The sequence below is a fragment of the Nonomuraea sp. NPDC049421 genome (assembly GCF_040677005.1).
Classification (GTDB): domain Bacteria; phylum Actinomycetota; class Actinomycetes; order Streptosporangiales; family Streptosporangiaceae; genus Nonomuraea; species Nonomuraea salmonea.
The window spans coordinates 135,551-159,521 of sequence record NZ_JBFAQA010000003.1; the positions used below are offsets into that span (position 1 = coordinate 135,551).

Here is a 23,971-nt window from a genome sequence, read left to right on the forward strand (position 1 = left end):
CGGTTCCGGGGCAGAACACGTGGGTGACAGGGGGCGAGGCAGTGGCAGACGGCGCGGGGGACGATCTCGAACGTGCGGCGGCGGTGTTCGCGGAGGTGCGGCCGCGTCTGTTCGGCATCGCGTACCGGATGCTGGCCAGCGTCACCGAGGCCGAGGACCTCGTGCAGGAGGTGTGGATGCGCTGGCAGGACTACGACAGGGCGACGGTGGAGAACCCGCCCGCGTTCCTCGCGACGATCACCACCCGCCTGGCGATCAACGCCGCCCAGTCCGCGCGTGCTCGCCGCGAGACCTACGTCGGGCCGTGGCTGCCCGAGCCGGTGGACACCAGCGCCGACCCGCATCTCGGGGCCGAGCGGGGTGAAGCACTGGAGTTCGCGGTGCTGCTGCTCCTCGAACGGCTCTCCCCCACCGAACGCGCCGCGTACGTGCTGCGCGAGGCGTTCGACTACCCCTACCGGCAGATCGCGGAGATCGTCCGGCTGAAGGAGCCCGCGGTGCGGCAGCTCGTCAGCAGGGCGCGCAAGCGGCTACGCATAGAGCGGCGCACACCGGTGCCACGCGACGCGCAGCGCAAGCTGCTCGCCGCCTTCGTCAGCGCGGCCCGCTCCGGCGACCTGGCCGCGCTGGAGGAGCTGTTCGCCGCCGACGTGGTCAGCTACTCCGACGGCGGCGGCGCGGTGCGGGCGTCCAAGTTCCCCGTGGTGGGACCGCTGCGGGTGGCCAAATACCACCGGGCGTTCGCGAGCCGCTTCTGGGCGGGCGCCGAGGTGGTGTGGGCGAGCGCGAACGGGCAGACGTCCGCGCTGCTGGTCCGCGACGGCGAGGTGTTCACCATCCTGACGATCAACGCCACCGAGGCGGGCATCGACCGGATCTACTGGACGATGAACCCCGCCAAGATCGCCGCCTACACCCGCTAGCCGGTGGCGCGGTCGAGATATTCGAGCAGGTGATGGTAGGTCTTGCCGGTGGCGCGGGTCAGGCCCAGCTCGCACGTCCTGTTGACGGAGGCGTGCGCCCTGCTGCCCGAGGCGATGACGGCGGCGGCCTCCGCCCGGGTGGCCGAGGCGGTCAGCTCGGGGTGCAGCAGGCCGCGGTCGCCGGCGAAGGCGCAGCACTGCCAGTCGTCCGGCACGACCACCTTCTCGGCGATCGCCTCGGCCAGCCGCGTGATGGCGGGGTCGAGGCCGAGGCGGGCGGATGAGCAGGTGGGGTGCAGGGCCAGCGACGGCATGCGGCGCTTGACGGCCAGGCGGGGCAGGAGGTGCTCGGCGGTGTAGGCGACCGCGTCCATCACCTCGACGCCGGGCAGCAGGTGGCGGAAACCCTCGGTGCAGGAGGCGGCGTCGCTGACCACCGGGACGCCGCTGGTGTTCTCGATGCGGTCGAGGACCGTACGGACCTGGCCGGCCATCGCGGCGTGGCCGTCGGCGTACCCCTTGGACGACCACGGCGTGCCGCAGCACAGGCTCGCGATGCCCTCGGGCACGAGCAGCTCGACCCCGGCGCGCTCGGCGAGCCGCTGGAAGGCGGTCATGACGCCGGGGCCGCCCGCGGCGGGCGCGAACATCGTGTTGAGGCAGGACGGCAGGTAGACGGCGGCGGGCCGGTGCGCGGGGCGCGGCTTGCGGCGGGCGCCGCCCTTGGGCAGGTCGCGCGACCACTGCGGCACCGCGTCGGCGCCGGCCACGTTGCGGGCGGCGCGGGAGGCCGCCTCGGGCAACGGGGCCGGAGTGGTGGCGGCGGTGTCCAGCGCGAGGTTCATGGCCTGGGTGACGCCGTCCCAGTGGCGGGCGGCCGACGTCCAGCCCTTGCGGGCCAGGCGGCCGTGGCGCTCGGCGCGCAGCCGCTTGGTGAGGTCGCCGGTGTTGATCAGGACGGGGCAGGCGGTGGCGCACATGCCGTCCACGGCGCAGGTGTCGACGGCGTCGTAGCCGTAGTCGGACTCCAGCTCGGCGACCAGCGCGTGGTCGCCGGCGGCGCGGGCGGCGGCCAGCTCGCGGCGCAGCACGATGCGCTGGCGGGGCGTGGTCGTCAGGTCGCGGCTCGGGCAGACCGGCTCGCAGTAGCCGCACTCGACGCAGCGGTCGACCTCGGGCTCGACGGTGACGACCTGCTTGAGGTCGCGCAGGTGGGCGTCGTCGTCATCGGTGAGGACGACGCCGGCGTTGAGCGTGCCCGCCGGGTCGCACAGGCGCTTGACCTCGCGCATCACCTCGTACAGCTCGTCGCCGTACTGGCGGCGGACGAACGGGGCCATGACGCGGCCGGTGCCGTGCTCGGCCTTGAGCGTGCCGCCGCGGCCGAGCACCGCGGCCACCATGTCCTCGGTGAAGGCGGCGTAGCGGTCGAGGTCGGTGGCGAACCGCTCGTTGATCATGAAGTGCAGGTTGCCGTCCTTGGCGTGGCCGAAGATGACGCTGCGCTCGTAGCGGTGGGCGGTGAACAGGCCGGTGAGGTCGTCGCACAGGTCGGCCAGGGCGGGCACGGGCACGGCGACGTCTTCGAGCAGCGCGGTGGTGCCGCTGGGGCGGGCGCCGGCGACGGCGGCGTACAGGCCTTTGCGGATGTGCCAGAGCCCGGCGCGGCCGCCCGCCTCGCGGCTGAGCCTGGCGGGCGCGGCGAGGTCGAGATCGGCGAACGCGCGCTCGGCGGCCCGCTCGCGCCCGGCGAGCAGGTCCGCGTCGGACTCCTGCCACTCGACGAGCAGCGCGGCGTGCGCCTGGACGTCGAGCGTGCGCAGCACGTCGTCGGCCTTGGGGTCGGTCTGGGCGACGCGCAGCGACTCGGCGTCGAGCAGCTCGACGGCGGCGGGTCCGGCTTCGACCAGCGCGGGCATGGCGGCCATGGCCGCGTGCAGGGTGGGGAAGACGAGCAGGCCGGTCGCGGCCAGCCGGTGCGCGGGCACGGTACGGAAGACCGCCTCGGCGACGAACCCGAGCGTGCCCTCGCTGCCGATGACCAGGTGGGCGAGGATCTGGGCGGGCGAGTCGTGGTCGAGGAAACTGTTGAGCCCGTAGCCCATGGTGTTCTTCAGCGCGAACTGGGCCTGGATGCGGCGGACCGACTCGGGGTTGCCGCGCACGCGCTCGCGCAGCCGGTCGAGGCCCTCGGCGAGCGCGGGTTCGAGGGCGCGCAGCCGGTCGTCGGCGTCGGGCGCGCCGGTGTCGATGACGGTGCCGCTGGGCAGCACGAGCGTCATCGACTCCAGCGTCCGGTACGTGTTGGCGTGGGTGCCGCAGGTCATGCCGCTGGAGTTGTTGGCGACGACGCCGCCGATCGTGCACGCCGACTCGCTGGCCGGGTCGGGGCCGAGCTTGCGGCCGTAGGGGGCGAGGCGGGCGTTGACCTGCCGGAGCACGGCGCCGGGCTGGACGCGTACGCGGGCGCCGTCGTCGAGCACCTCGATGCCGCGGAAGTGGCGCCGGGTGTCGGCGAGCAGCTGGCCGCTGACGGCCTGCCCGCTGAGGCTGGTGCCGCCGGAGCGGAAGGTGAGCGGCAGCCCGGCCCGCAGCAGCGCGGCGACCTGCGCGGCGTCCTGCGGCACCAGGACGGCCTGCGGGGTGAGCAGGTAGTGGGAGGCGTCGTGGGCCAGGCCGAGCCGGTCGCTCGCCCTCGTCCGGGCGATCCCCGGCACGGCGGTCTCCACCGCGGCCAGGAGTGCGGGGTCCGGCTGGTCGATCACGGTCGTGCTTCCTTCAGCGTCGTGGGTCGATGTGGATCTTCGGTCCTGGGCCGGCGGGACGGTGCCCGGCCAGCGCCTCGGCGGTCTCGGCGAGCCCGATCGTGGCGGTGACCAGCGGGCGTGCGTCCACCGAGCCGTCGGCGTAGGCCGCGGCTGCCCCGTCGAGTCCGGCTGAACCGCCGAGGATACCGATGGCCGTCACATCCCTTAGTACCAGGTCGCGGGTGTCGAGCGTGGACGGGGTCGGCGCGAGGCCGATGTAGACGAGGCGGCCGGCGGGTTCGACGAGGCCGAGGGCGAGCGCGGGTAAGCCGGGGTCGGTGGCGGCGTCGATGACGGCGTGCCACGGCAGATCGGGCAGCTCGGGCCGGGTCCAAGCGGCGAAGCCGAGGCGTCCAGCCAGGCTGAGCTGCTCGGGGTCGCGGCCGAGCAGGTGGGTCTCGACGCCCTGGGCGCGCGCGAACAGCGCGGCGAGCAGGCCGATGGTGCCGGTGCCGAGAACGAGCAGCCGATCGCCCGGCCCGAGTGCGGCGGCGCGGACGGCGCGCAGCGCGTTGCCGCCCGGCTCCACCAGCGCGCCCAGGGCGGGGTCGAGGCCGTCGGGCAGGGCGCGCAGCGCGGCGGCGGGCACCGGCAGCTGCTCGGCGAGCGCGCCTGGCCGGCCCCTGCTGATGCCGATCTCGGCCAGGTCGGCGCACACGTGGTGGCGGCCCGACCGGCAGCGCGCGCAGTGGCCGCAGCCGAGCATCGTGTCGCCGGTGACGCGCCGGCCGAGCCAGGCGGGGTCCACGCCGTCGCCGACCGCGCTGACCCGGCCGCACCACTCGTGTCCCGGCCGCAGCGGATACCAGGAGCGCCCGGTGCTCAGGTAGCTCATGTGGCCGGTGAACAGCTCCACGTCGGTGCCGCACACGCCGGCCCGCTCGACGTCCACCACGACCTCGCCCGGCGCGGCGCGCGGCGGCTCAACCTCATGGACCTCGGCCTCACCCGGCCCGGTGAGCACCAGGGCGCGCATCTAGCGGGGTCCGACGACGGTCTGCCGCTGGCTGCCGAGGCCGTCGATGCCCAGCTCCGTGACGTCGCCTGGCTGGAGCCAGATCTGCGGGTGGTGGCCCATGCCGACCCCGGGCGGCGTGCCGGTGTCGATGAGGTCGCCCGGCTCCAGGACCATGAACTGGCTCAGGTGGTGCACGATCACGTACGGGTCGAAGATCATGGTCTTGGTGCTGCCGGTCTGACGGCGCACGCCGTTGACGTTCAGCCACATGCCGAGGTCCCGTACGTCGGGGATCTCGTCGGGCGTCGCCAGCCACGGCCCGGCCGGGTTGAACGTCTCGGCCGACTTGCCCTTGCTCCACCGCCCGCCGCGCTCCATCTGGAAGGCGCGCTCGTCGTTGACCACGCATTGACGCGCTCCTCGGGCTGAAGCCCAAGAATTCTGGCCTGTGCCGCTGTTCACGCGGCGGCACTTCCGTGGCTTCCTGCTTCGTCGGGCTGTGCCACCACCAGTGGTGGTCTTACCGCGGTTTTCCTTGCGAGAACGCAAACGCGGCGGTCCGAGCTTGGGCCCCCGGCGTTTGCCGGTGACCGAAGACAAGAAGTTACCGAACGCGGTGGTGGCATCGGCCGGCGCCTGCTGGAGCACCACCGCCGACACTTCGGCGAGCCAGGCCCGGTCAGGGCGCTTCTTGGCCTCGGTGATCACCGAGCGGGACAGCTCCGCATCGGTGACGAACGGCAGAGCGTGGGTGTGCGCGTGGTGGCGCAGCGCGAGCGCGTCGTTGAACACCACGCGGGCACACCCGAACGCCCTCGCCAGCGCGATCCGCTGAGCGGGCGTCGGGTCCAACCGGTAGGAGTAACGCAACCGCACCCACCGATCCTACTTTTGGTTCATGGCCGAACACAGCGATATCAGAACGGGCAGGCACTGTTTTTCGCCCTCCACGCACATGTGGTTTTCGCCACGAAGTTCCGGCATCGCATCTTCACCGATGCGCACCTGAGGCGGTTGGAGGAGATCATGCGGGTTCCCCGCGCCGGCGCGCCACTACCACCGGGCCGGCAAACCGTGGTCGGGCTCCTCCTTCGCCGGGTCCGTGAGCGGTGCACCGCTGTCGATCGTGCGCCAGCACATCGAGCAGCAGAACCGTCCGCTCTGAACCGGGCAGACGCCGGTCCGCCTGGCGGCGAATCGGCTGTTCCTGCCCCGACCGGCGCGGCGTGTCACGCTCGATGCCCGGTATGCGGTCGATTTCCGTTTCACCGATCTTCTTTCCCATTATGAGAGGATGAAGTCCCGCAGCAGCCAGTGGTACGCCGGCACCGACCGTAACGCCTACATCCATCGCGCCTGGATGCGGCGCGGGGTGCCGTCCGACGCCTTCGACGGCCGTCCGCACATCGCGATCGCGAACACCGCCTCCGACCTCACCCCCTGCAACATGCATCTCAACGAGGTCGCCGAGCAGGTCAAGCACGGCATCTGGGAGGCGGGCGGCGTCCCGCACAACCTGCCCGTCGTCTCGCTGGGCGAGACGAACGTGCGGCCGACCGCGATGCTCTGGCGCAACATGGCCGCGATGGCGGCGGAGGAGCTGCTGCGGGCCAACCCGATCGACGGCGTGGTGCTGCTGGGCGGCTGCGACAAGACGATCCCCGCGCTGCTCATGGCGGCCGCCTCGGTGGACCTGCCCGCCGTCGTGGTGCCGGGCGGGCCGATGCTGACCGGGACGTTCCGCGGCGCGCTGCTCGGGTGCGGGACCGACGTGTGGCGGCTGAGCGAGGAGGTCCGCGCGGGCACCCTCACCGAGGGCGACTTCCTGCGCTCGGAGTCGTCGATGATCCGCAGCAAGGGCCACTGCAACACGATGGGCACGGCCTCCACCATGGGCCTGCTGGCCGAGGTGCTCGGCATGACGCTGCCCGGCCTGGCCGGGACGCCGGCGCCCGACAGCCGGCTGCTCGAAGGCGCGCACGCGACCGGCCGGCTGATCGTGGACATGATCGCCGCCGACCGCCGGCCGTCCGCCGTGATGACGCGGGGCTCGTTCCTGAACGCGATCGTCGCACTGGCCGCGCTCGGCGGCTCCACCAACGCCGTCGTGCACCTGCTGGCCATCGCCGGGCGGCTCGGGGTGGAGCTGAGCCAGGACGACTTCGACCGTACGGGCGCGGGCGTGCCGCTCCTGGTGGACCTGCAGCCGGCCGGCCGCCACCTGATGGACGACCTGCACCGCGCGGGCGGCCTGCACGCCGTGCTGCACCAGGTGCGCGACCTGCTCGACCCCGAGGCGATCACCGTGACGGGGCGCCCCCTGGTGGACCACCTGCAGGACGTGACGATTCACGACCCCGAGGTGATCCGCACCAAGGAGCACCCGTTGCAGGAGGACGCGGGCATCGCCGTCCTGTACGGCGACCTGGCGCCCGACGGAGCCGTCATCAAGCCCGCCGCCGCCTCGCCCCACCTGCTCAAGCACCGTGGCCCGGCCGTGGTGTTCGACTCGATCGAGGACCTGCACACCCGCCTGGACGACCCCGGCCTCGACGTCACCGCCGACTCGGTGCTGATCCTGCGCGGCTGCGGCCCCAAGGGGTATCCCGGCATGCCGGAGGTGTCGAACCTGCCGCTGCCGCCCAAGCTGCTCGCCCAGGGCGTGCGGGACATGGTGCGCATCTGCGACGGGCGGATGAGCGGCACCGCGTACGGGACGGTCGTGCTGCACGTGGCCCCCGAGGCCGCGGCGGGCGGGCCGCTCGCCAAGGTGCGCACCGGCGACATCATCGTCCTGGACGTGCCGAACCGCCGCCTCGACGTCGAACTCCCGCCCGGCGAGCTGGCCGCGCGGGAGCCGTCGGAGGCGATGACACAGGCTCTCGCCCGCCCGCCGCGCGGCTGGCAGCGCCTCTACGTCGAGACCGTCCAGCAGGCGAACACGGGCGCCGACCTCGACTTCCTGGTCGGCGGCAGCGGCGCCGAGGTGGCCCGCGAGTCGCACTGACGCGGGCCGGGCCGGAATCAGCCGTTGAGCGCCGGGCCGAGCCTGCGCCACTCCTCGCGCGGGAAGCCCTTGGAGTCGTCGATGAGGACCTGGACGCACACGTGGTCGGCCCCGGCGGCGCGGTGCTCGTCCACCCGGCGCTTGACGGCCTCCTCGTCGCCCCAGGCGATGAGCGCGTCGAACAGCCGGTCGCTGACCGTCTCCAGGTCCTCCTCGGTGAAGCCGAGCCGCAGCAGGTTGTTGGCGTAGTTGGGCAGCGACAGGTAGCCGCGCAGCCAGTCGGCGCCGATCGAGCGCGCCTCGTCGCGGCCCGAGCACAGGATCGCGGTCTGCTCGGGCAGCACGAGCGGCCCCGCGCCGAGCGCCTCGCGGGCCTGGCGGGTGTGATCGACGGTGACGAGGTACGGGTGCGCGCCCCGCGAGCGCTCCTTGGCCAGCTCCAGCATCTTGGGGCCGAGCGCGGCGAGCACCCGGTCGCCGGGGAGCACGGGCCGCTCGGCCGCGTCGAGCCCGTCGAGGAAGGCCGACATGGCCGCGAGCGGGCGGCGGTAGCGGCCGGGCTCGGTGGAGTCGATGAGCGGGGCGTGGCTCACCCCGATGCCGAGCAGGATCCGGTCGCCGTGGGCCGCGGTCAGCGACGCGTACGAGGCGGCGGTCTCCTCGGGGGTGTGCATCCACAGGTTCAGGATCCCCGTGGCGACCGTCGTCCGCCGGGTCGCCGACAGCAGCCGCTCGACCGCGTCGAACACCGGCCCTCCGACGTCGGGGATCCACAGGGCGGTGTAGCCTAGTTCCTCCAGTTCTGCGGCGGCCTCCGCAGCCTCGCCCGGGTCTCCGTGTCTGAGTTGCGTGCTCCAGATGCCCACGCCGGCAAGATTCTTCACGTTCTTCGTGATACCACGCCGGTGCGCCGTGATCGGAGTGCGCCGCGCCACTTACCGGGCGGCCGCGACGACGTACCGGGTGGTGGCCCAGGCCGCGTACAGCAGGGGCGAGACCAGCAGGAGCAGGCCGGCCACGGGCTTGACCAGGACGACCGCGACGGCGAGGCCGAGCACGACGAGGCTCGCCGCCGCGAGATACCAGCGGCGGGTGATGAGGAACAGGCAGGGCAGCACCAGGCCGCGCAGCCGGACGCCCGGCTCGCCGGCGAACGTCAGCAGCGCGAACGCCACCGCCGCCACCAGCGCCGCAGCCGTGCAGAAGAACGGCACCAGGGCCGGGCCGAAGGAGGTGCCCGCCACGGCGACCGCGTCCACCGCGAGCACGGTCACGGCCGTCCCCGCCGCCGCCCACACGGCGAGGGCGCGCCGCCACCCGCGCCGGTAGCCGCCCCAGAACGCGCGCAGCACGCCGGTGTCGCCCTCGCCCAGCGCCTCGAAGCAGCCGAACGCGCCCGCGAGCGCCGGCCCGCACAGCAGCGACAGCACCGCGAAGAACGGCCACGACGCCAGCGGGTCGCGCACGACGGCCAGCGCGAGCAGCAGCGGCGCGCAGGAGAGCGCCAGCAGCACGTTCGTGATGAGGCCGACGTAGACGGTCGAGAACACCTTCTCGTACGTCTCCTGCCGGGCGGGCCGCAGCAGCCGCCGCGCGACGCCGCCCTCCGGGACGTTCCCCGGCGCGCTCATCCCTTGAGCCCGCTCGTCGCGATGCCGCGGATGAAGTACCGCTGGCCGAACAGGAAGATCACCAGGACGGGCAGCACCGACAGCACCGACCCCGTCATGATCATCGCGTACTCGGCCTCGTACTGGCCGACGAAGGAGCGCAGGCCGAGCTGCACCGTCCACAGCTCGTTGCTGGTCAGGTAGATGAACGGGCCCATGTAGTCGTTCCAGGTGTTGACGAACGTGAGCAGCGCGAGGCTGGCCAGCGCCGGTTTCGACAGGGGCAGCATGATGCGGCGGTAGATGCCGTACTCGCTGAGCCCGTCGATGCGGGCGGCCTCGCACAGGTCGTCGGGGATCGACATGTAGTACTGCCGCATGAGGAACACGCCGAACGCGCCGAACGCCTGCAGCAGGATGATCGACCAGTAGGTGTCGGTCAGCTCGGCCCGCTGCATCATGATGTACTGCGGCACCATGTACGCCTGCCACGGCACCGCGATGGTCGCGATGTAGGCGAGGAACAACCCGTCCCTGCCGGGGAAGCGCACCTTGGAGAAGCCGTACGCGGCGAAGCTACCGGTCAGCACCTGCAGCGCGGTGATCGTGACGGACAGGAACGCCGAGTTGCCGAGGTAGGTGAGCAGCGGGATGCGGTCCCAGATCTCCACGAAGTTCGACCAGCGCAGCTCCTCGGGGATCCACTGGACGGGCACCGTGAAGACCTGGTTGTCGCGTTTCAGCGACGACGACACCATCCACGCGAACGGCACCAGCACCAGCGCGGCGATCACGATGAGGCCGGCGTAGGCGGGGACGGTGCGGAGCAGCCGCCGGCCGCGGCTGCTCCCTGCGGCCTCGGGCAGCGCGGTCATCAGATACCTCCGTGGAAACCCCCGCCTTCGGGCGGGGAAGGAATCGGACTTCTGCGGAGCAGGACAGGGGCAGCCGGTTCGCCGTCAGGCGAACCGAAATATCGAACACACGCGCGACTGTTAGCCGATCGGGCGGTAGCGTTTGAGGCGTGGCGCAGATCGTGAAGCGGGCCTACAAGTACCGCTTCTATCCGACTCCCGAGCAGGCCGGCGAGTGTTCGGCGTTCCGCTGGCGGGACGGGGAGTTGACGCTGGCGAAGATGGACACGCCGCCGGCCATTGTGTGGTCGCGTCGGCTGCCGGGGGGTGCGCGGCCGTCCACGGTCACCGTCTCCCGCGACGGCGCGGGACGCTGGTTCGTGTCCCTCCTGGTCGAGGAGAAGATCAGCCCGCTTGCGCCTGCCGGGCGGAGCGTCGGGGTGGATGCGGGCATCACCGCGCTGGTGACGCTCTCGACCGGCGAGAAGATCGTCAACCCGCGTCACGAACGGCGCGATCGGCGCAGGCTGGCCAAGGCTCAGCGGGCCCTGGCCCGTAAGGAGAAGGGGTCGAACAACCGGGCCAAGGCCAGAGTGAAGGTCGCCGGGGTGTACGCGCGGATCGCCGATCGCAGAAGGGATCACCTGCACAAGGTCACGACACGGCTTGTTCGCGATGATCAAGTGATCGCCGTGGAAGACCTGACCGTCCGCACCATGATCCGCAACCGCAGCCTGGCTCGCGCCATCTCCGACGCCTCGTGGCGAGCGATGCGGGGCATGCTGGAGTACAAGGCCGCGTGGTACGGACGCACCGTGGTGGCGGTTGACCGCTGGTTCCCTTCTTCCAAGCTGTGCTCGCAGTGCGGGGCCCTGCAGGAGAAGATGCCGCTGAACATCCGCGAATGAGCATGCGCCTGCGGCGCGGTCCACGACCGGGACGTCAACGCGGCCAGGAACGTGCTCGCCGCCGGGCCGGCAGAGAACTGAAACGCCTGTGGAGCGGGTATAAGACCTCAACGAGAGTCCTCTCGGACGGGGCGACCGGCTTTGAAGCAGGAACCCTCACGGGCGACCGTGGGAATCCCCCTCATTGACAAGGGGGAAGATGTCAAGTCACGCTCCTGCGCTCGTTGATGCGGAACTGGACGACGGTCACCGTGAGCACGATGAGGAACAGCACCAGCGCGATGGCCGAGGAGTAGCCGAACTGGCCCTCCCTGATGCCCTCGCGGTAGACGAGCTGGGCCAGCACGAGCGTGCTGCGGCCAGGACCGCCGTCGGTCATGACCACGATCAGGTCGAGCACCTTGAAGCTCTGGATCGTCAGCATGACCAGGACGAAGAAGGTGGTGGGCCGCAGGCACGGCAGCGTGACGCTCCAGAACCGCTGCCACGCGCCGGCGCCGTCCACGGTGGCGGCCTCGTAGTACTCGCGCGGGATGGTCTGCAGGCCGGCGAGGTAGAGCACCATGTAGTAGCCCATGTCCCGCCACACGCTGGTGATGATGACGGCGGGCATCGCCCAGTCGGTGCTGGCCACCCAGCGGGGCGGTTCGCTGACGCCGAGCACCTCCAGGAACTGGTTGACCGGCCCTGAGGTGGGGTTGAACAGCATGTTCCACACGACCGCGACGGCGACCAGCGAGGTGACGTACGGGAAGAACGCGGCGGTGCGGAAGAACTGCACGCCGCGCAGCTTCCTGTTGAGCGCGATGGCCAGGCCCAGGGCGACGGCGAGGGTCAGCGGGATGTGCCCGGCCGCGTAGAAGAGCGTGTTGCGCAGCGCGACGTGGAAGTTCTCATCGCGCAGCAGCCGCTCGAAGTTCTCCAGCCCGACCCACTCGGGGGTGCTGTAGGAATCCCAGTCGAGGAACGCCAGCGCGAACGCCGCCGTCATGGGCACGAGCGTGAACAGCGCGAAGCCGATGAAGTTCGGCAGGATGAAGCTCCAGCCGACGAGGATGTCGCGCCAGGCGCGCCGGCGGGGCGGTGCGGCCGGCAGCGGCCGCGTCGTTGCCTGTGTCATGGTGTCCTTCGGAACTTTCCGTGAGACGCCGGGAGCCCGGACGGCGGCCCGGGCCCGCGACCGCCCTAGTTGAGCACTTCGCTCTTGACGCGCTCGTTCATCGTGCGGATGCCGTCGGCCACCGACTTGTCGTTGACCATGATCAGCTCGTGCTCCTCGTTGAGGATCGTGTCGATGTCGGAGCTGTTCTCGCTGACCGGCATCTCCAGCGTCACCTTGTCGGGGACGAACGCCTTCTTCGACAGCTCGTCCTCCGGCATGCCCTTGAGCCCGAAGTACGCCTCGGTGATCTCGGGCGTCTGCAGCGCGGGCACCACGCCGACCTTCGTGATCGCCTCTGCCCCCGCCTTGCTCGCGGCGAACTCGACGAACTTCTTGGCCGCGTCGGCGTGCTCCGAGCGCTTGTTGACGGCGAACGCGGTCGGCGAGCCGAACGTGGTGACGCCGGTCGTGCCGGGACGCTGCGGCATGGGGGCGAGCCCCCACTCGACGTCGGTCGCGCCCTTCGCCTTGGCCTCCAAGATGCCGGAGATGTACCAGGTGCCCATGGGCATCAGCGCGGTCTTGCCGCTCTCGAACTGGGTGCGGTAGTCGGCCTGCTGGGACTTGGCGGTGCCGAAGTCGAGCACGGCGCCGGCGTCCTGGAGCCCCTTGGCCACGTTGTACTGGTCGGTGAAGAACGTGTAGTCGCCGCTGAGCTGGTCGCCGCCGGTCTGCGCGGCGGCGATGGCCTGCACGACCGAGCGCCAGGTGTGGTGGTAGGCGCCGTACACCTTGTCGCCGCCCTCGCCCTGCGTCAGCTCCTTGGCGAGCTTGGTGTAGTCGTCCCAGGTCAGCGGGTCGGGCAGCTTGGCGCCCGCCTTGTCGAGGAGCGTCTTGTTGTAGTAGAGCAGCCAGAAGTCCTGCCGGTACGGCAGCGCGTAGTACTTCCCGCTGACGTCGAAGGCGTCCAGGCCGGCCAGCTTGCTCGTGTCGGTCGACTTCGCCAGGTCGGTGAGCTCCAGCAGCTGGTTACGGCTGGAGTAGCGGGAGTAGTCGATGACGTTCTTCATCGTGATCACGTCGGTCTTGTCACCGCCCGCCAGCATGGTGGTGACCTTCTCCGGATAGTCGTCGGCGAGGATGTCGATCGGCTTGATGGTGATGTTCGGGTTGGCCTGCTGGAAGGCGTCGAAGAGCGCCTTGAACTCGGGCGTCTTGGCCAGGTTCCACACCGTGACGCTCAGCGTGATCTTGCCGTTGGGGTCGGCCGGCTCCGGGTCGCCCGAGCCGCAGGCCGCGAGGGTGAGCGAAAGCGCTCCTGCCAGGGCCAGGCCCTTGACCGCCTGCCGCCGCGCCCCGCCCTTGCCTGACGTGATCATTGATCCGGTCTCCTCTCCGTCGCTGGGGGGTTGGTCAGGCGCTGACGGCGAACTCGTCCGGCGTGACGGCCGTGCGCAGCGGCAGGCCGGCCAGGTGGCGTTCGAGTTCGTCGAGAGCGCTGTCGCTCATGCGCCGGGTCTCGCTGCCCAGCGAGCCGGCGATGTGGGGGGTGATCATGACGTTGGGCAGCTCGTACAGCACCGACTCGGCCGGGAGGGGTTCGGGGTCGGTGACGTCGAGGATGGCGTCGAGCCGCCCCGCGGCGCACTCGCGCTCCAGCGCGGCGGTGTCGAGCACGGCGCCGCGCGCGGTGTTGATGACGGTGGCGCCGTCGGGCAGCATGGCCAGCTCGGCCGCGCCGATGAGGTGCCGGGTGGCGGGCAGCGACGGGACGTGCAGGGTGAGCACGTGGGAGCCGCGCAGCAGCTCGGGCAGCGCGACCAGGCGGCCGCCCGCCGCGCTCACCTCCTCCTCCGCCGCGTACGGGTCGGCGACCAGCACGTCCAGCTCCAGGCCGCGCAGGCTCCGCACGACCCGGCGGCCCACCCGGGAGAAGCCGACGACGCCGACCGTGCGGCCCCTGTTGGTCAGCTCGCCGCGCCGGGAGGCGTAGGACCAGTCGTCGCGGTGCTCGCGCGCGTCCTGGGCGAGGAACGGGGCCTTCTTGCCGGCGAAGATGACGGCGGCGAGGGTGAACTCGGCGACCGGGATGGCGTTGGCGTCGGCGGCGCTGGTGACCACGATGCCGCGGCGCCACACCTCCTCGGTGACGAACGGGCGCACGGTGCCGGCGCAGTGGAAGACGGCCCGCAGGCGGGGCGCGTCGGCCAGCCGCTCCGTGGTCAGCGGCGGGCAGCCCCACGAGGTCAGCAGCACCTCGCTCTCGCGCAGACGGCGCCGCGCCGAGGGGGTGTCCAGGTCGTCGGTGCAGATCGGGTCTCCCAGCTCGGCCAGGCCGCGCAGCCGCTGCAGCTGCCGCTGCCCGAACTGCAGGCGGTACGTGGCCGGGTCCATGACCAGCAGGGCGTGGGGGCGCGTCATAGGGACGCGCCCGTGTGCCCGTTCGATCGGCCGGCGACGCGGGATCTGCTGTTCAACCTGATGCTCCTCGCGGTGTGGGGGTTTCCGGGTCCCGGCGCGTGGCGGCATGACGGCACGGCCAAGAGGAGGACGCCTGGAAGGTTCCGATCGGCAAACGATCAGCTTTGTTCATCTGTGATCGGCTGGCGTTGCCTTGGAGTTAAGCGTGACCGCATCCAGCTCGTCAAGAGGCAATCCAATCGCTCCGATCAGCAACGCTCGTGTCAGATCACAACTGCTCAACAAAGCGGCCGGATGCGCCGGTGACGGCTTGACGGGCCCTGGCGGCGCTGTAACCATCGCGTGAATCCATGGTTACGTAAACATTCCCCCGTCAGGAAGGGACTCGTGAATGGCGCCCCTGGACGACCCGCGGCTGTCACCGTTCACCGGGTGGACACGCGCGCACTGGGCCGGCCTCGCCGACCGCCTGCTGCTGGCGGCCCGCCGCCACACCTCGCCGGGTCGCGCCCGCGTCTCCTTCCCCGGCCGGCCGGGCGGCTACGGCCCTGACGTGGACGCCCTGGAGGGCTTCGCGCGCACGTTCCTCGCCGCCGGCTTCCGCGTCGCGGGCGAGCGGGGCGCCGACCCGCTGAACCTCATGGAGTGGTACGCCGACGGCCTCGCCGCCGGGACGGACCCGGACTCGCCCGAGCGCTGGGTTCGGCTGGACGAGCACGACCAGGCCAAGGTCGAGGCCGCCTCGCTCGCGCTCGTCCTGCACCTGACCAGGCCGTGGCTGTGGGACCGGCTCAACCCGCTCGTGCAGGAGCAGGTCGTCGACTACCTCACGCCGGCCATCGGCTCGTGGTACCCGCCGATCAACTGGGTGTGGTTCCAGATCGTCGTCGAGCAGTTCCTGGCCTCGGTCGGGGGGCCGTACTCGGCGGACGACATCGAGGCCGGCCTGGCGCTGACCGACGGCTTCGCCCGCCAGGACGGCTGGTACGCCGACGGCGACGAGCGCGCCTACGACCACTACGCCGGATGGGCGCTGCAGTTCTACCCGCTCATCTGGACCGAGATGGCCGCCGGCAGCCCGGACGCCGAGTCGCGCAGGCCCGTCTACCTGCGGCGGCTCGAACGGTATCTGCAGGACGCGGTGCACCTGGTCGGGGCCGACGGCTCGCCGCTCATCCAGGGGCGCAGCCTCACCTACCGCTTCGCCGCCGCCGTGCCCTTCTGGCTGGGCGCCCGCTACGAGCTCGACTCCCCGTCACCCGGGCTGCTGCGCCGGGCCGCCTCCGGCATCGCCCGCCACTTCGTCTCCCACGGCGCGCCGGGCGAGGACGGGCTGCTGACGCTGGGCTGGCACGGGCCGTGGCGGCCGATCGCGCAGTCGTACTCGGGGCCAGGGTCGCCTTATTGGGCGGCCAAGGGGCTCTTCGGCCTGACCCTGCCCGCCGACCACCCGGTGTGGACCGCCGTGGAGGAGCCGCTGCCGGTCGAGCGCGACGACTTCCAGCGCGTGGTCGCCGCTCCCGGCTGGCTGGTCGGGGGGACGCGGGCGGACGGCGTCGTACGGGTCGTCAACCACGGCACCGACCACTCACGCCCGGGCTCGAACCTCACCGACTCCCCCCTCTACGCCCGCCTCGGCTACTCCACCACCACCTCTCCCCTGCTCGCCGGACCGCACGCGGGGCGGCCGCTCGACCAGTCGGTCACGCTGCTGTCCGAGTCCGGCGAGCCGAGCCACAGGACCGGCTTCGACACGCTCGGCCTGGAACGGCTCGCCACCGGAACGGTCGCGGGAGCGTCCCGGTGGCAGGCGCACTGGGTTACTCCCGACGAGGACGCTCCCGACCACGGCTCAGGGCGCTCCGGCGAGGTGCGGCTCGGGCCTTGGCTGGAGGTGCTGTCGGTGGTGCGGGGTGCGTGGGAGGTGCGGCTGGTCCGCGTCCAATCCTCTGAGCAGGCGGGACGGCTGCGCGTCGGCGGCTGGCCGCTCCCGGCCGACGGGCCGGATCAGGACGCCGGGTCGGTCGTGAGCAACGGCAAGACCTGCTCGGGCGTGTGGAGCGCCGGGCTGGACGACGGTGGCGTCACCGCGGCCGACGACGCCTCGCCGCTCGGTCACTGGACGCTGGTGCCATGGCGGGCGACGAGCGGCCCCGCGCGTACGGACGTCTGGTACGACGTCGCCGTCCACCTCGGCACGGGCGAGCCCGCCGGACCGCCCGCCGTGTCATGGGACGGCGCGTCATGCCTCGTGACCTGGCCCGACGGCACGAGCGACGCCCTCGACCCCGCCCGCCTGCTGCGCCCCTGACCCGCCCGCCCCCGAGACGGGCGGGTCAGGACGACGAGTGGCGGACGATCAGCTGGGGCCCGACCACCACGCGGTGGGCGGGCCTGCTGGGGTCGTGGAGGCGTTCGAGCAGCAGGGCGAACGCGGCGCGCCCGATGTCGGTCTTCGGCGGCCTGATCGCGGTGAGCGGCGGGTCGCACAGCTCGGCCACCTCGTCGTCGTACGTCACCACCGCCAGGTCGTCGGGCACCCTGATGCCGCGGTCCTGGCAGCGCTCGACCAGCGAGATGGCCTCGGGGTCGGAGTGCACGAGCAGCGCCCTGGTGCCCGAGGCCAGGCAGGCGTCGAGCACGTCGTCCAGCGCCCGCGCCCAGCCGGGGTCGCGGCGGTCCACCGTACGGGCCTGGGGCGTGCCGTCCGTCTCCAGCCCCAGTTCCTCGCAGGCCAGCCGCCACCCGGCGCGCACGTGCGGCGTCGTGGGGCTGGTGATCGTGGTGATCAGCCCGACCCTGCGGTGGCCGAACGCGGCGAGGTGGCGCACGGCCATCGCCGCCCCGAGCGCGTGGTCGCTGACCACGGACTCCATGGCCTCCCGGTAGGGCCCGACGGCGGCGGCCCGCTCGATCAGCACGACCGGCACGCCCGCCGTCTGCAGCCAGCGGACCAGCTCCTCGCCCTCGTCGCTCTCGGTGGTGGGCGCGACCAGCAGGCCGTCCACACCGACGGAGTCGATGAGCGAGGCGAGCTGCCGCCGCTCGTCGGCCACCTGGTACGTGGCCCCGCGCAGCACCACCCGCACCCCCGCCGCCGCTGCCGCCTCGCGGACGCCGCGGATCACGTCGGGGTAGTAGTAGTCGAGCGAGGGGACGACCATGCCCACCGTGAGCGACGCCGCCCCCTGGCCGGGGCTCTCCGCCGGCTCGCGGGCGGACGCCGGCTCGGGCGGCTCGGTCAGCGTGGCCCCGCCGCGCACCCGGCGGATGACGCCCTCCTCGGCCAGCAGCGTGATGTCACGCCTGATGGTGATCGCCGAGACGGCCAGCTCGCTGGCCAGGTCGTGGACGCGCATGATGCCGCGCCGCCGGAGCAGATCGACCAGCCGGTTACGGCGCTCGTCGGGCAGCCGGCCCGCCGCGTCGGCTGCCGCCGCCTGGTCCTCAGCCGGTGATGCGTCTGTGGCCACGTTGGTCATACTCCTCCTCGCCGACGGCCATAGTACCGATCGAAACTGATCGAAGGTGAATTAACAAGTCACGGACCTGATTCGTTCCGGCCTTTCGGTCAGCGGGCCAGGCCGGTGAGCAGGAGATCCGTCAGCCTGCCCGCCGCCGCGGCGTCCCGGCCGGGGTGCACAGCCCACGCCGGGGATCCGGGTCGGCCGGCGCGCCGGGCGATCTCGTGCGTGGGCGGCTCGGGCCCCTCGCCGGCGCACACGGCCCGCGGGGCCTCCACGATGCGCCGCCGGTTGGGGGCGGCGTCTTGGGGGCGGCGTCCGTCCGGGTTTTCCGAGTCACTGTGATCGTCGCGCCTCTCACTTCGCCCGTGGCCGAGCGGCCGTCCCGGCTGCCCGACCTACGGTAGTGCGCGCTGATCACCGTGACATCGAAGGAGGCCGTCTCGTTCGCAGTGCTGTTCGACAGGTTCGGTACGCCGGACGCGCTCGCCATGGGAACCGTGCCCGAGCCGCACGCCGGCCCTTCCCCCTGGAGGAGGCGGCGCGGGCGCACGCGGCGGCCGAGCGCGGGCCCCGCCAAGGCAAGATCGCGCTCGTCCACCCTGTGGTTATGGCGTACGGGCAGGGGTAGGCGGCCCGGAAGTGACGTCATGTGAAGGGGGACCCATGACCTCTGGTGATTACTGGCACTACGGCTATGGCCCCATGGACGAATTGCTGGCCAGGTTCTTCGGGCTCGGGCCGCCGCCGTACAACCGGCGGGTCGATCTCGAACGGCTGCTCAGCGAGGACGCCATCGAGCTGCTCCGCACCGCCGCCCAGAAGGCGGCCTCGTGGGGAGCCGGCTACCTCGACACCGAGCACCTGCTGTGGGCCGCCACCCAGGTGGAGTCGACCCGGGTGATGCTGGAGCAGGCGGGGGCCGACCCGGCGGCGCTGGCCACGGAGGTGGAGCAGTCCGTGGAGCAGCGCGAGCCGCGCGAGGGCCCGGTACGCCTGGCGCCCGCCGCCAAGCGGGCCCTGCTGGACGCGCGGCAGGTGGCCAGGGCCACGGCGGCGTCGTACATCGGGGCGCGGCACCTGGTGCTCGCCCTGTCGGCGAACCCGTTGTCGGCCGCCGGGCGGCTGCTGCGCCACGCCAGGCTCACCCCGGAGTCGTTCGTGCAGGACAGCAGGGGCGCCGCCGAGCCGATGCCGCACCAGCCTCCGCAGCCGAGCACCACCCCTACGCTCGACCAGTTCGGCAGGGACCTGACGGCCACCGCCGACGAGGGCGGCATCGACCCCGTGATCGGCAGGGACGACGAGATCACGCAGGCGGTGGAGGTGCTGTCGCGGCGTACCAAGAACAACCCGGCGCTGCTCGGCGAGCCCGGCGTGGGCAAGACGGCGATCGTGGAGGGGCTCGCGCAGCGCATCGTCAGCGGCGAGGTGCCCGACACGCTGCGCGGCAAGCGGGTCGTCCAGCTCGACGTAGCCGGCCTGGTCGCCGGCACGAAGTACCGCGGCGAGTTCGAGGAGCGGCTGAGCAAGCTGATGGAGGAGATCCGCGCGCACAGCGAGGAGCTGATCGTCTTCATCGACGAGCTGCACACCATCGTCGGCGCCGGCGGCGCGGAGGGCGCGATCGACGCCTCCAACATGCTCAAGCCCGCGCTCGCCCGCGGCGAGCTGCACGTCATCGGCGCGACCACGCTGGACGAGTACCGCAGGTACATGGAGAAGGACGCCGCGCTCGAACGCCGCTTCCAGCCCATCCTGGTGCCCGAGCCGACCGTCGAGGACACCATCGAGATCATGCGCGGCCTGCGCGACCGGTACGAAGCCCACCACCAGGTCAAGTTCACCGACGACGCGCTCGTGGCCGCGGTCGAGCTGTCCGACCGCTACATCTCCGACCGGTTCCTGCCCGACAAGGCCATCGACCTCATGGACCAGGCGGGCGCCAGGGTCGCGCTGCACACCAGGACCACCCCCGCCGGCACCCGCGAGATGGAGGAGGACCTGGAGCACCGGCAGCGCGAGAAGGACCAGGCGGTCGAACGCGAGGACTACGACCGCGCCCGCGAGCTGCGCGACGAGATCGCCGCGCTCAAGGCCCGCATCGAGGAGACCAGGACCAGCCGGCGCGGCTTCGCCGAGGTCACCCCCGACGACATCGCCGAGGTCGTCTCCCGCGCCACCGGCATCCCCGTCTCCCAGCTCACCCAGGAAGAGCGCGAACGGCTGCTCGGCCTCGAAGAGCACCTGCACCGGCGGGTGATCGGCCAGGACGAGGCGGTGGCGGCGGTGTCGGAGGCCGTACGCCGCTCCCGCGCCGGGATGAACGACCCCGACCGCCCGATCGGCTCGTTCCTCTTCCTCGGGCCCACCGGGGTCGGCAAGACCGAGCTGGCACGGGCGCTGGCCGAGTCGCTCTTCGGCGAGCAGGACCGGATGATCCGGCTGGACATGAGCGAGTTCCAGGAGCGGCACACCGTCTCCAGGCTCGTCGGGGCGCCCCCTGGTTACGTCGGCTACGAGGAGGCGGGGCAGCTGACCGAGCAGGTGCGGCGCAGGCCGTACTCGGTGATCCTGCTCGACGAGATCGAGAAGGCCCACCCCGACGTGTTCAACCTGCTGCTCCAGGTGATGGACGACGGGCGGCTGACCGACGCGCAGGGGCGTACGGTCGACTTCAGGAACAGCGTGCTGATCATGACCTCGAACATCGGCGCGGACATCATCATGGCCCATCCAGGCGAGGGGGCCCGGGGGTTGCGCGGGCAGCTGCTGCGGCTGCTCCAGCAGCGGTTCCGTCCCGAGTTCCTGAACCGGATCGACGAGATCATCATGTTCCGCGGCCTGGAGGCCGAGCAACTGCGCGAGATCACCTCACTGCTGCTGGACGAGACCAGGCGGCGGCTGCACGCCCAGGGCGTGGAGCTGGAGATGGAGTCGGGGGCGGTGGACTGGCTGGCCCACGAGGGCTACCAGCCGGCCTTCGGCGCCCGGCCGCTGCGCCGCATGATCCAGCGCACGCTGGACAACACGTTCTCCCGGCTCCTGCTCAACGGCACCCTGCACGAGGGCCAGCGCGCCCACGTCGGCGTCAGGGACGACGACCTCACCATCACCGTCCTGGAGCCCGGCGCGGAACTCGGCCCGGAGATCCGCCCGAACGCCGTCGCCAAACCGGCCCCCAGGGTCCAGCAGGAACAACGCGAAGAAAACATCGGCCACTACCTCTGACCGATAGCTGACGAGGTCGTGTGACTGGCGGGGCTCATGAAGGCGCGAGCCACGAGACATCGGGCGGTGGGGATGCGCCGCCTTTTGGGATCGCCGGGGCGGGGCGGAGATACGGGCATGCCTTTTCGCATTTCCTGGGCTATGGTCGGCCGTATGACGGGACCAGGGCTGACCCCACGGGGGCTCATCGCGCCGCGTGGCGGTGTGATGGGCCTGGTCCTGCTGTCCCTGCTCGTGGCCACCACCTTCTCCGTCGCCTGGTACGGCGGCGGCCAGGTGGGCCTGTCCGGCGGGTCCGCGGGGCAGGTGTGGCTCGCCGGCGCATACAAGGACAAGCTGTCGAGCCTGCCACCGCAGGCGGGCAACGCCCGTGAGCACCACACGCCGTCGCTGTGGCCGCCCCTGCGCGGCACCCGCAACGGCGAGGCCGCCCACCTGGCGCTCATGCCCTCGCCGGCCGCCGACGGCCCCGCGATCCGCGACCCGCAGCAGTTCGGCCACCGCACCGCGGGCTCCCGCAGCCCGCCGTCGGCCTGACCCCTCCCACCTCGCAACCCGCGGCCTCGCTGCCGGGAGCTGAACGTATGCGAGCTTGCCGCCCGCACACATCTCCGCCCCGGCACACGCACAACGCACCGATCGCCGAACGGCAAGCGTCCACACGCCAGTGAGCGCCGACGCGCAAACCCGCGCCCGCACACCAGCGAGCGCCGGCATGCCAACCGCGTCAGCACGCCAGCAAGCACCGGCACACTGACCGCGTCTGCGCGTCAGCACGCCAATCCCGTGTGCACGCGTCAGCACGCCGGCTGCGCCGGTGCGTCTCCGTGCGCGCCGGCCGCACCGACACGTGACGCACGCCGGCCGGGCTGGCATGTTCGCGTGCCTTGATCGTCTGGCGGGTGTCCGCATGCCCATGGCCTCCTGGCAGGTGTACGCGCACTGGGCTGCTTCGGGTGCTGTGCGTCGTCGGTCGTCCCATGGGTGCGCCGCGGATGTCCACCGCCCTCCCCGGCCTGCAACGTCCGGCACCTACGGCTGCATGCGGCGGCCTCGACCGGGACGGCTGAGGTGCCGGGCGCACTTCAGTGCCCTTGCGCCCCGAACGTCGCGGCGCTGGGCGGCAGGGGAGGGTCCGGCGGTCGGGTTCGTGGGGTGGTGGTTGTGCCGTCCCAGTCGCTTCATCTACAGCAAGGAGCCATTTGTCATGGCCGTGATCAGGTCATCGCATGTCCACCGTCGTCCGAGGAGGGCGGTATGAGTCTCGGGCGAGGGTTCGTGGCGCTGGATCTTGGGACGGCGCGTACGCGTACGTCGCGCGGGTCCGCGATCGCCGACCGTTCGTCCGACGTGTTCGGCGTCGCGCCCGAGGACTCCGCCGTTCCGATACGCCCGATGCGTCATGGGATGGTGGCTGACCCGGCCGCATGCCTCCGGCTGGTACGCCAGGCGCTTCACGACGCCAGACCTCCTGACGAACCCCTTGAACAGGTGCTCGTCGGTGTGCCCTTGGCGGCGACCCAGAGTGACCGCCGTGCCGTGCACACCGCGGTGGTCGAGGCCGTCACCGGGCGTCCCGTCACCCGGGATTCTGTCAAGCGGGTGCCTGCCGCAGCCGGCAGCGGGGCCGGCCGGAGCTCCGGGGCTTCTCCCGACGAGTTGCCCGGCGGCCTCTCGGGCGACGGCCTGGCCGATGGCGCCCACGGCGACGGCCTGGCCGGTGGGGCCCGAGGCGGTGGGTGTGGGGTGTGGCTGGTGGATGAGCCGGTGGCCGCCGCCGTCGGGGCGGGGCTGGATGTGGTGGGGGCGGAGCCGTTCCTGCTGCTCGATGTGGGGGCGGGGATCGTGGAGGCGGTCGCGGTGCGCGAAGGTGCCGTGTTCGACGCCGCCGCGCTCCAGCTCGGCGCCACCACCAGCGCGGGCCTGCTGCCGTACGCGCTGGACGGGGTCGTGGAGATGACCGCCGCCCTCGTGCGGCGGCTGCCCGACGACGTACGCCCGTCCGTGCCGGCCCTGACCGTCACCGGAGGCGGCGCCCGGCAGCGGCGGCTCCTGCACCGCCTGCAAACGGCGCTGCGCATGCCGGTCAACACCGTGCCCGAGCCCGAGTACGCGACCATCCGCGGCCTGTCCCACATGGGCCGCCACCCGGAGCTGGCCTCCCGCATCAGCCGGCGAGGCCGATGAGGAGGGCCGTGTCCCGGCCACCCAGCCGGTGAAGCGGGCCGGGGCTGCCCTGGCAGGCAGGAAGGCTTCCGCGGCACGACCTGTCGCGGTTCTCGTTCCACGTACTCCCAGAAAGGGGATCACGTCATGATCGACTCTCACCTCAGCACCGTGCAGCTCCAGGAACTGCGTGAGGAGCTGCAGCAGCAGCTCGAGCGCCGGAGCCGGCACCTGCTCGGCCTGCGGGCCGAGGCCAGCGACGGCACCGGGGCGGACGCCCAGTACCAGGAGCTGCTGGTGGACCTGGCCGCGGCCGACCGTGCGATCGCCGAGCTGACGCAGGCGCTGGATCGCGTGGCGGAGGGCACATACGGCCGCTGCTCGGAGTGCGAGGCGGGCATCCCGTTCGAGCGGCTGAAGATCCGGCCGCTGGCGCGGTTCTGCATCACCTGCCAGCGCCGGTACGAAGCCGCCTAGAACGGGCAGGTTGCGTGGCGGGACGCGCCGTCCCGCCACGCGA

Annotated in this window: 19 protein-coding genes and 2 pseudogenes; 9 read left to right on the forward strand and 12 right to left on the reverse strand. The window is 72.0% G+C overall.

Annotation, left to right across the window (positions count from 1 at the left end; all coding sequences use genetic code 11):
• Nucleotides 1-41: 41 nt before the first annotated feature.
• On the forward strand, nucleotides 42-923 hold the full coding sequence (locus tag AB0K18_RS06695) for an RNA polymerase sigma-70 factor (protein ID WP_364910843.1): 882 nt from the start codon (nucleotides 42-44) through the stop codon (nucleotides 921-923).
• Here the strand turns inward: AB0K18_RS06695 and AB0K18_RS06700 are convergent.
• The 3 genes from AB0K18_RS06700 to AB0K18_RS06710 are packed head-to-tail and all read right to left on the reverse strand — an operon-like array spanning nucleotide 920 to nucleotide 5,093.
• Nucleotides 920-3,688, reverse strand: coding sequence for an FAD-binding and (Fe-S)-binding domain-containing protein (locus tag AB0K18_RS06700; protein WP_364910846.1), 2,769 nt, complete (start codon nucleotides 3,686-3,688; stop codon nucleotides 920-922). The two genes, AB0K18_RS06695 and AB0K18_RS06700, sit on opposite strands and share 4 nt — an antisense overlap.
• Nucleotides 3,689-3,701: 13 nt before the next feature.
• Nucleotides 3,702-4,706, reverse strand: coding sequence for an alcohol dehydrogenase catalytic domain-containing protein (locus AB0K18_RS06705; protein WP_364910849.1), 1,005 nt, complete (start codon nucleotides 4,704-4,706; stop codon nucleotides 3,702-3,704).
• Nucleotides 4,707-5,093, reverse strand: a complete 387-nt coding sequence (locus tag AB0K18_RS06710; protein ID WP_364911558.1) for a fumarylacetoacetate hydrolase family protein — start codon at nucleotides 5,091-5,093, stop codon at nucleotides 4,707-4,709. It abuts the gene before it with no gap.
• A gap of 181 nt (nucleotides 5,094-5,274) precedes the next feature.
• Between AB0K18_RS06710 and AB0K18_RS06715 the strand changes: the two genes are divergently transcribed.
• Nucleotides 5,275-5,523: a hypothetical protein gene (locus AB0K18_RS06715; RefSeq protein ID WP_364911582.1), complete on the forward strand. Its 249-nt coding sequence runs from the start codon at nucleotides 5,275-5,277 to the stop codon at nucleotides 5,521-5,523.
• On the opposite strand, the pseudogene AB0K18_RS06720 reads toward AB0K18_RS06715, so the two are convergent.
• Together AB0K18_RS06720 and AB0K18_RS06725 are read right to left on the reverse strand one after the other, a co-directional pair.
• Nucleotides 5,496-5,564, reverse strand: a pseudogene (locus AB0K18_RS06720) (helix-turn-helix domain-containing protein); the annotation flags it as partial. The gene AB0K18_RS06715 and the pseudogene AB0K18_RS06720 overlap by 28 nt on opposite strands.
• A gap of 148 nt (nucleotides 5,565-5,712) precedes the next feature.
• Nucleotides 5,713-5,973 carry a hypothetical protein gene (locus AB0K18_RS06725; RefSeq protein ID WP_364910852.1) on the reverse strand — a complete coding sequence of 87 codons (261 nt, stop codon included), beginning with the start codon at nucleotides 5,971-5,973 and terminating at the stop codon, nucleotides 5,713-5,715.
• A gap of 9 nt (nucleotides 5,974-5,982) precedes the next feature.
• Here AB0K18_RS06725 and AB0K18_RS06730 point away from each other — a divergent pair, with 9 nt between their 5' ends.
• A complete protein-coding gene (locus tag AB0K18_RS06730) occupies nucleotides 5,983-7,695 on the forward strand; it encodes an IlvD/Edd family dehydratase (protein ID WP_364910854.1) in 1,713 nt (570 codons plus the stop codon).
• A gap of 17 nt (nucleotides 7,696-7,712) precedes the next feature.
• On the opposite strand, the gene AB0K18_RS06735 is transcribed toward AB0K18_RS06730, so the two are convergent.
• From AB0K18_RS06735 to AB0K18_RS06745, 3 genes are read right to left on the reverse strand one after another with little or no spacing between them, the layout of a single operon-like run.
• Complete coding sequence (locus AB0K18_RS06735; protein ID WP_364910857.1) at nucleotides 7,713-8,579, reverse strand: LLM class F420-dependent oxidoreductase; 867 nt, start codon at nucleotides 8,577-8,579, stop codon at nucleotides 7,713-7,715.
• Between the two features lie 51 nt (nucleotides 8,580-8,630).
• A complete protein-coding gene (locus tag AB0K18_RS06740) occupies nucleotides 8,631-9,326 on the reverse strand; it encodes a hypothetical protein (protein ID WP_364910860.1) in 696 nt (231 codons plus the stop codon).
• Entirely contained in the window at nucleotides 9,323-10,180 is an 858-nt protein-coding gene (locus tag AB0K18_RS06745) for a carbohydrate ABC transporter permease (RefSeq protein WP_364568812.1), read from the reverse strand. The genes AB0K18_RS06740 and AB0K18_RS06745 overlap by 4 nt, the downstream gene beginning before the upstream one ends.
• 158 nt (nucleotides 10,181-10,338) lie before the next feature.
• Here AB0K18_RS06745 and AB0K18_RS06750 point away from each other — a divergent pair.
• A pseudogene (locus AB0K18_RS06750) lies at nucleotides 10,339-11,295 on the forward strand (RNA-guided endonuclease TnpB family protein).
• Here the strand turns inward: AB0K18_RS06750 and AB0K18_RS06755 are convergent.
• The 3 genes from AB0K18_RS06755 to AB0K18_RS06765 form a co-directional block, all read right to left on the reverse strand.
• Complete coding sequence (locus AB0K18_RS06755; protein WP_364910862.1) at nucleotides 11,270-12,187, reverse strand: sugar ABC transporter permease; 918 nt, start codon at nucleotides 12,185-12,187, stop codon at nucleotides 11,270-11,272. The pseudogene AB0K18_RS06750 and the gene AB0K18_RS06755 overlap by 26 nt on opposite strands.
• A 65-nt stretch (nucleotides 12,188-12,252) precedes the next feature.
• Complete coding sequence (locus AB0K18_RS06760) at nucleotides 12,253-13,548, reverse strand: sugar ABC transporter substrate-binding protein (protein WP_364910865.1); 1,296 nt, start codon at nucleotides 13,546-13,548, stop codon at nucleotides 12,253-12,255.
• Nucleotides 13,549-13,582: 34 nt separating this feature from the next.
• On the reverse strand, nucleotides 13,583-14,590 hold the full coding sequence (locus tag AB0K18_RS06765) for a hydroxyacid dehydrogenase (RefSeq protein ID WP_364910868.1): 1,008 nt from the start codon (nucleotides 14,588-14,590) through the stop codon (nucleotides 13,583-13,585).
• Nucleotides 14,591-14,981: 391 nt separating this feature from the next.
• Here AB0K18_RS06765 and AB0K18_RS06770 point away from each other — a divergent pair, with 391 nt between their 5' ends.
• Nucleotides 14,982-16,901, forward strand: coding sequence for a DUF2264 domain-containing protein (locus tag AB0K18_RS06770; protein ID WP_364910871.1), 1,920 nt, complete (start codon nucleotides 14,982-14,984; stop codon nucleotides 16,899-16,901).
• Between the two features lie 25 nt (nucleotides 16,902-16,926).
• Here the strand turns inward: AB0K18_RS06770 and AB0K18_RS06775 are convergent, their stop codons facing one another.
• Nucleotides 16,927-18,063 (reverse strand): substrate-binding domain-containing protein, encoded by a 1,137-nt coding sequence (locus AB0K18_RS06775; protein ID WP_364910874.1) that lies wholly within the window; start codon nucleotides 18,061-18,063, stop codon nucleotides 16,927-16,929.
• 657 nt (nucleotides 18,064-18,720) lie between these two features.
• Here AB0K18_RS06775 and AB0K18_RS06780 point away from each other — a divergent pair.
• From AB0K18_RS06780 to AB0K18_RS06795, 4 genes are all read left to right on the forward strand, one after another.
• Complete coding sequence (locus AB0K18_RS06780; RefSeq protein WP_364910877.1) at nucleotides 18,721-21,285, forward strand: ATP-dependent Clp protease ATP-binding subunit; 2,565 nt, start codon at nucleotides 18,721-18,723, stop codon at nucleotides 21,283-21,285.
• A 153-nt stretch (nucleotides 21,286-21,438) separates the two neighbouring features.
• Nucleotides 21,439-21,822, forward strand: coding sequence for a hypothetical protein (locus AB0K18_RS06785; RefSeq protein WP_364910878.1), 384 nt, complete (start codon nucleotides 21,439-21,441; stop codon nucleotides 21,820-21,822).
• 720 nt (nucleotides 21,823-22,542) lie between these two features.
• Complete coding sequence (locus AB0K18_RS06790) at nucleotides 22,543-23,472, forward strand: hypothetical protein (RefSeq protein WP_364910880.1); 930 nt, start codon at nucleotides 22,543-22,545, stop codon at nucleotides 23,470-23,472.
• A 126-nt stretch (nucleotides 23,473-23,598) separates the two neighbouring features.
• Nucleotides 23,599-23,928, forward strand: coding sequence for a TraR/DksA C4-type zinc finger protein (locus AB0K18_RS06795; RefSeq protein WP_364910882.1), 330 nt, complete (start codon nucleotides 23,599-23,601; stop codon nucleotides 23,926-23,928).
• Nucleotides 23,929-23,971: the final 43 nt, after the last annotated feature.

What these genes read in the sequence shown, in the direction of transcription:
- AB0K18_RS06780 (WP_364910877.1), top strand. Translation starts at nt 18,721, where the DNA reads ATGACCTCTGGTGATTACTGGCACTACGGCTATGGCCCCATGGACGAA.
- AB0K18_RS06745 (WP_364568812.1), bottom strand. Translation starts at nt 10,180, where the DNA reads ATGACCGCGCTGCCCGAGGCCGCAGGGAGCAGCCGCGGCCGGCGGCTG.
- AB0K18_RS06725 (WP_364910852.1), bottom strand. Translation starts at nt 5,973, where the DNA reads ATGGGAAAGAAGATCGGTGAAACGGAAATCGACCGCATACCGGGCATC.
- AB0K18_RS06755 (WP_364910862.1), bottom strand. Translation starts at nt 12,187, where the DNA reads ATGACACAGGCAACGACGCGGCCGCTGCCGGCCGCACCGCCCCGCCGG.
- AB0K18_RS06795 (WP_364910882.1), top strand. Translation starts at nt 23,599, where the DNA reads ATGATCGACTCTCACCTCAGCACCGTGCAGCTCCAGGAACTGCGTGAG.
- AB0K18_RS06730 (WP_364910854.1), top strand. Translation starts at nt 5,983, where the DNA reads ATGAAGTCCCGCAGCAGCCAGTGGTACGCCGGCACCGACCGTAACGCC.
- AB0K18_RS06790 (WP_364910880.1), top strand. Translation starts at nt 22,543, where the DNA reads ATGAGTCTCGGGCGAGGGTTCGTGGCGCTGGATCTTGGGACGGCGCGT.
- AB0K18_RS06765 (WP_364910868.1), bottom strand. Translation starts at nt 14,590, where the DNA reads ATGACGCGCCCCCACGCCCTGCTGGTCATGGACCCGGCCACGTACCGC.
- AB0K18_RS06785 (WP_364910878.1), top strand. Translation starts at nt 21,439, where the DNA reads ATGACGGGACCAGGGCTGACCCCACGGGGGCTCATCGCGCCGCGTGGC.
- AB0K18_RS06705 (WP_364910849.1), bottom strand. Translation starts at nt 4,706, where the DNA reads ATGCGCGCCCTGGTGCTCACCGGGCCGGGTGAGGCCGAGGTCCATGAG.
- AB0K18_RS06760 (WP_364910865.1), bottom strand. Translation starts at nt 13,548, where the DNA reads ATGATCACGTCAGGCAAGGGCGGGGCGCGGCGGCAGGCGGTCAAGGGC.
- AB0K18_RS06740 (WP_364910860.1), bottom strand. Translation starts at nt 9,326, where the DNA reads ATGAGCGCGCCGGGGAACGTCCCGGAGGGCGGCGTCGCGCGGCGGCTG.
- AB0K18_RS06770 (WP_364910871.1), top strand. Translation starts at nt 14,982, where the DNA reads ATGGCGCCCCTGGACGACCCGCGGCTGTCACCGTTCACCGGGTGGACA.